The sequence below is a fragment of the Alcanivorax sp. HI0083 genome (assembly GCF_001635175.1).
In genome coordinates, this window is sequence record NZ_LWFX01001193.1 from 1 (window position 1) to 4,681 (window position 4,681).

Below are 4,681 nucleotides of genomic sequence, written 5' to 3' on the forward strand. Positions count from 1 at the left end.
CTATCAGCCTTCCATTTCTTTTACCGATTTCTTGTAAACGAAACTGGCCATGGCGCGCAAAGGCATCATGCGGATCCAGATACTTTGCAGGGTGACAGACAGGCCCGGCAGGGCGTAGCGCTTGCCTTTGTTCAAGGCGGCGTAGCCGGCGTTGGCCACGTCTTCCGGGGTGGCAATGTGTGCCGAGACAAACTCCCGGATGCCGCTGGAGGATTTGTGTTGGCTCTCGGCGGTATCCAGAAACGCCGTTTTGGTGGTGCTGGGACAAAAGCAGGTTACTTGAACACCGTAGGGTTTGAGTTCTTCCTGAAGCGATGCACTCAGGTTGATGACAAAGGCCTTGCTGGCGCTGTAGGCGGCAAAGAACGGCATGGGGCAGAATCCCGCCAGGGAGCCGATGTTCATGATCTTGCCTTCGCCGCGGGCCTTCATTTTTGCGCCCACCAGCATGCATAGCTTGCTGAGCAGGATGTTGTTGAGAGTCAGCATGCGTTCAAGCGTCTGGCTGTCCTGCTCCACATGCTCGCCCATCATGCCGAAGCCCACGTTGTTGATCAGCACGTCCAGCTCAATCCCTTGCTGCTCCAGCCACTGCACAATTTCCTCGGCGGCACCGGGTTGCGACAGATCCATCTGTACCGGCCGGTAATCCACATCTGCCCGTTGCTGTTTCAGCTGTTGTCCCAGTGCATCCAGCTCCTCCTGAAGCAGACTGAACACCACGATGCGGTAACCGTCAGCATTGAACAGTTTGCAGAATTCCCGACCAATACCGCCGGCACCGCCGGTGATCAAAACGGTTTTTGTCATTGTTGTTCTCCTGTCAGGCGGCGCGCCGATCAGTATCCGGGCCGAGTTGAAATGGTTTAATGATCATGCTGCCGGAATGTTCCCGGTGGTATTGCTCACGGGCTTTCCACACCTTGCCGTAGCGGTAGAACGGCACGGTGGGGTAGAGGTGATGGACCAGATGGTAGTTCTGATACATGAGCAGTGGTGTCAGTAACCATTCCTGGCCCATGCGCATCAGGGCGGTGGTGTTGGGGTCCTCATCCTGGCGGCCGGTATGTGGATAGTGGGGCAGCACCATGAAGACCAGGCACATGAGGAAGAAGGCGAAATAGGTGGGAATCAGCCATAGCATCAGCATGTAGAACGGCGCCCACAACCACAGGGCGCCAATAATCAAGGCGGCCACCACAATTTCACGGACGATTTCGGACACCTTCACATTGGGGAAAAGCGCCGGATTGCGCAGGAAGGTGTACAGATAAAAGTAAGGCCAGAGACCCCATAACGGCATGGTCCACAGGCTGCTGGCCATCCAGTGGTCCGGGTCGTTTTCTTCGTTGGCAAAGCGGTGGTGACGCATGTGCAGCAAGCGGAACAGTTTGCCCTTGCCGAAGGGCACGGCCACAAAGGTGGCGGCGGCCAACAGGAAATCGTTGGTTTTTGGCTTCTGCGCAGCAGCGCGGTGAATGGCTTCATGGGCCGGGGTGAACAGGGCGTAGCCGGCCACACTGTTGGCGACGACACCCAGCCACAGGGGCCAGAAGTGGTTCATGGTCAGGAACCAGCTCAAGGCGATGGTTGTTACGGCACCAACCAGGATAAGCACGGTCGGCCATGCCAGCGGCGGAGAAACTTTCAGCTGCGCAAGGGTCGGGCTGTTGGTGCTGTCAGACTTGTTCATTGCGACCGTCTCCAGTGATGCCTTTTACGCAGTGTTACCGGAAAAAGGAAAGTGGATAAGCGCGGAAGCTGACAAGGAGGGGATGATAAATGACATCGTCTTCGCGGTGGTGTTGCTCACGGTGCGAGCACGCTACTGCGGCTGATGCTATTCCCGGCGGAAACGACCGGGGCTGGTGTTGAACCAGCGCTGGAAAGCGCGGCGGAAGCTGGCTACATCGGTGTAGCCCAGATCTTCAGCCACGGCGGCCACGGTGTAGTGTGGCAGGCCGAGCAGCTGGGCGGCCCGGCGACTGAGGGTCTGGTCACGGAGCTGCTGGAAGCGGGTGCTTTCCTGTTTGAGCTTGCGGATCAGGGTGCGTGGGCTCATGTGCAGCTGGTCGGCCACGGTATCCAGGCTGGCCTTGCCGTGGTGCTGATGCAGCAGGGCCAGAACCTGGTCGCTGACGGTGCCGCGGTTACGCAGCGCTTCCTGGCGGGCTTCGCATTGCTCGATGGCGATCCACAGCAGGTCCTGATCGTGGCTTGGCAGGGTTTCATCGCCGTAGCTGGACGGTAATTTGATGGCCGTGCAAGCGGCGTCAAACATCAGTCGGGTGCGGGGGAAGGTCTGGGCGTAACACTCCGCGTAGTCAGGGGCCGGGTAATTGAAATGGACTTCTCCCCCGTCAATCGGTTTGCCGCGCAATACCACATGGCAGGCAAAGGCGGAGGCCATGACGGATTCGACCAGGAACTGCACATTGTCGTCCAGTGGGTAGGCGAACTCCTGTCGCAATGTAATGGTGCCCTGCTGTTCTTCAAACACCGTGGTAAAGACTTGTGTGCGGGTGTTGATGAAGCGGGCAAACAGCTGCATGGCATCGCGCAGGGTGGGGCTGGCCATGGCCGCCATGCCCATGGGGCCGTGCATGGCGGGGAGGGCGCGCAGGCCGGTTTGCAGGGCGATATCCGGACGGTCGCTGAGCTGGCGGGCATTGCTGATTAACTGGCAGGCGCCGGGCCAGTCGATGAAGCCATCGCTGTGCTGCAGGGTGTCCACGTCCACCCCGGTATCGGCCACCAGCTTTTCCAGGCCAGCCTGATCCAGGCCCAGGGTTTGGGCAATCATGCGGCAGTAGGTCATGGCCAGATCGGGTTTCATGCGGGTGCGTCCTGGCTGTCAGGCGGAGTCGTCATGTAACCGGCGACCATGCGGGTCAGCTCGTTGGCCAGGTCGTCCTCGCGAATCAGCCCGTTGTGCTGGCTGATATGGCGAACCATGGTGAACAGCACACTGTTGGTGACGATAAACACCCGCACCTCCAGATTGCGAATCGGGTAGTCCTGATAGTGGCGCAGGAAGTACAGCCTGGCCAGATCCATGAAATGCTGCTGCAAGGTATTCACCACCCTGTCGGTGGGTAGCCGGTGCCAGTTACGTACCAGCTCCAGGTAGAGCCCGTCGCGGGAGTTGAGCACGGCGAAACCAAACTGGATGGCGCTGCTGATCATGGCGTTCATATCCACATTATCCAGCAACGGCAGGCGCTTCAGGCCTGCGCCGATATCGTCTGCCAGGCTTTCCATCAGCGCTTCGATAAGGCCGTCCTTGTCGCCGAAATACTGATACAGGGACCCCACGCTGACCCCGGCCACTTCGGCGATGCGGGCGGTGGTGGTGTTGTCCAGGCCCTGCTGCTGGATGACTTTCGCGGTGGCGTCGATCAGTGCTTTCACCAGTTCCCGGGAACGCTGTTGTTGGGGGCGTTTGCGCATGGAGCCTCTAATGCGAATTGAATGCGAATACATATTCGCATTATGTTTCCGGCCAACGCAAGCACACCGTGGAGGCCGAGATGACGGCACAGGCTCATATCGATGCGATTCCCAGCCGGGCGCGCCCGTTCGAGAAAACCCAGCAACCCACGCCGGCGTTGCTGCGCAAGCTGCTGGGCCGCGATCTGGCCCCCAGCCAGGAGGAATTCAGCGCGGTGCTGGAGGCGCTCAGTGTGGGGGATCCGGCCATGGATTCATTGGTGGACTGGATGATGGATCATGGCCCCCGTGAGGCGCGGGCGCTGTTTGAAACCGCCATTACCGAGGGGTTGGCTGCCATCCCGGATTGCCCGGAACCGCTGCGGCTGTTTATCAAAAGTGTGGAAAGGCGCCCGGCCTGGGTGGATTTCGACCTGATTGATGAGGGCGCCCGCTTTATTCATTCCACCGGGATGACCGCGCCCTATGTGTTGCGTGATCTGGCATTGATGGGGGGCTACCTGCTGTCCGGTTTCAATCAGTCGCTGGTGTTGACCGGGGCATTGAATCAGGGCGCGTCGCGACGCATTGCCGAGACCGGGAAGTGGTGGGTCGACTGTACCGAGGAAGGGGGGCTGAAACGTTTCAGTGCCGGTTTCCGGGGCACCTTGCACGTGCGCCTGGTGCATTCGCTGGTGCGCCGCAACCTGGCCAGCCGTGAGGAGTGGGATGTGGCGCAGTGGGGCTTACCCCTGAGTCAGGTGGATATGGTGGCCACTTATCTGGGGTTCTGCGTGGTGATGCTGGGCGGCCTGCGCAAGATGGGGGTGCCGGTGACGCCGCGGGAATCCCGTGCGGTGATGCACCTGTGGAAATACGCCTGCTGGCTGATGGGCGTGGACGAAAAGTGGCTGGTGGATCGCGAGCAGGACGGCATTGTGTTGCTGCACCACACCTTGATGACCCAGAGCCAGCCGGACTGGACCAGCCAGGAGCTGGGCAAGGCCCTGGCTCAAGAACCGCTGGAGCGTCATTTCCGCCGATTTGAATCCCTGCAGCGCAAGCTTGCCTACCAGAAACATCTGAGTGTCAGCCGTTACTTTCTGAGCCGCGACAAGATGGCCCAGCTGGGGTTGCCGGAATCGGTATCGGCCTGGTACCCGCTGGCCACGCTGTTGCCGCGGTTGCTCTCGTTCAGTGGCCAGCACTATGTTCCGGGGCTGCGCCAATGGCAGCAACAAAGAGGACGTAA

Annotated in this window: 5 protein-coding genes; 1 reads left to right on the forward strand and 4 read right to left on the reverse strand. The window is 59.9% G+C overall.

Going from position 1 to position 4,681, the window contains the following annotated elements; translation table 11 throughout:
- Window positions 1-3: 3 nt before the first annotated feature.
- The 4 genes from A3754_RS17250 to A3754_RS17265 all read right to left on the reverse strand — a co-directional run bounded on the left by A3754_RS17250 (window position 4) and on the right by A3754_RS17265 (window position 3,450).
- Window positions 4-810, reverse strand: a complete 807-nt coding sequence (locus A3754_RS17250; protein ID WP_063520688.1) for an SDR family oxidoreductase — start codon at window positions 808-810, stop codon at window positions 4-6.
- Window positions 811-823: 13 nt separating this feature from the next.
- Window positions 824-1,693, reverse strand: coding sequence for a fatty acid desaturase (locus A3754_RS17255; RefSeq protein ID WP_063520689.1), 870 nt, complete (start codon window positions 1,691-1,693; stop codon window positions 824-826).
- Window positions 1,694-1,840: 147 nt separating this feature from the next.
- Window positions 1,841-2,836: an AraC family transcriptional regulator gene (locus tag A3754_RS17260; RefSeq protein ID WP_063520690.1), complete on the reverse strand. Its 996-nt coding sequence runs from the start codon at window positions 2,834-2,836 to the stop codon at window positions 1,841-1,843.
- A complete protein-coding gene (locus A3754_RS17265) occupies window positions 2,833-3,450 on the reverse strand; it encodes a TetR/AcrR family transcriptional regulator (protein WP_063520691.1) in 618 nt (205 codons plus the stop codon). The genes A3754_RS17260 and A3754_RS17265 overlap by 4 nt, the downstream gene beginning before the upstream one ends.
- 80 nt (window positions 3,451-3,530) lie before the next feature.
- Between A3754_RS17265 and A3754_RS17270 the strand changes: the two genes are divergently transcribed.
- A partial coding sequence (locus A3754_RS17270; protein ID WP_063520692.1) for an oxygenase MpaB family protein occupies window positions 3,531-4,681 on the forward strand: 1,151 nt, incomplete at its 3' end.

What these genes read in the sequence shown, in the direction of transcription:
- A3754_RS17260 (WP_063520690.1), bottom strand. Translation starts at nt 2,836, where the DNA reads ATGAAACCCGATCTGGCCATGACCTACTGCCGCATGATTGCCCAAACC.
- A3754_RS17255 (WP_063520689.1), bottom strand. Translation starts at nt 1,693, where the DNA reads ATGAACAAGTCTGACAGCACCAACAGCCCGACCCTTGCGCAGCTGAAA.
- A3754_RS17250 (WP_063520688.1), bottom strand. Translation starts at nt 810, where the DNA reads ATGACAAAAACCGTTTTGATCACCGGCGGTGCCGGCGGTATTGGTCGG.
- A3754_RS17265 (WP_063520691.1), bottom strand. Translation starts at nt 3,450, where the DNA reads ATGCGCAAACGCCCCCAACAACAGCGTTCCCGGGAACTGGTGAAAGCA.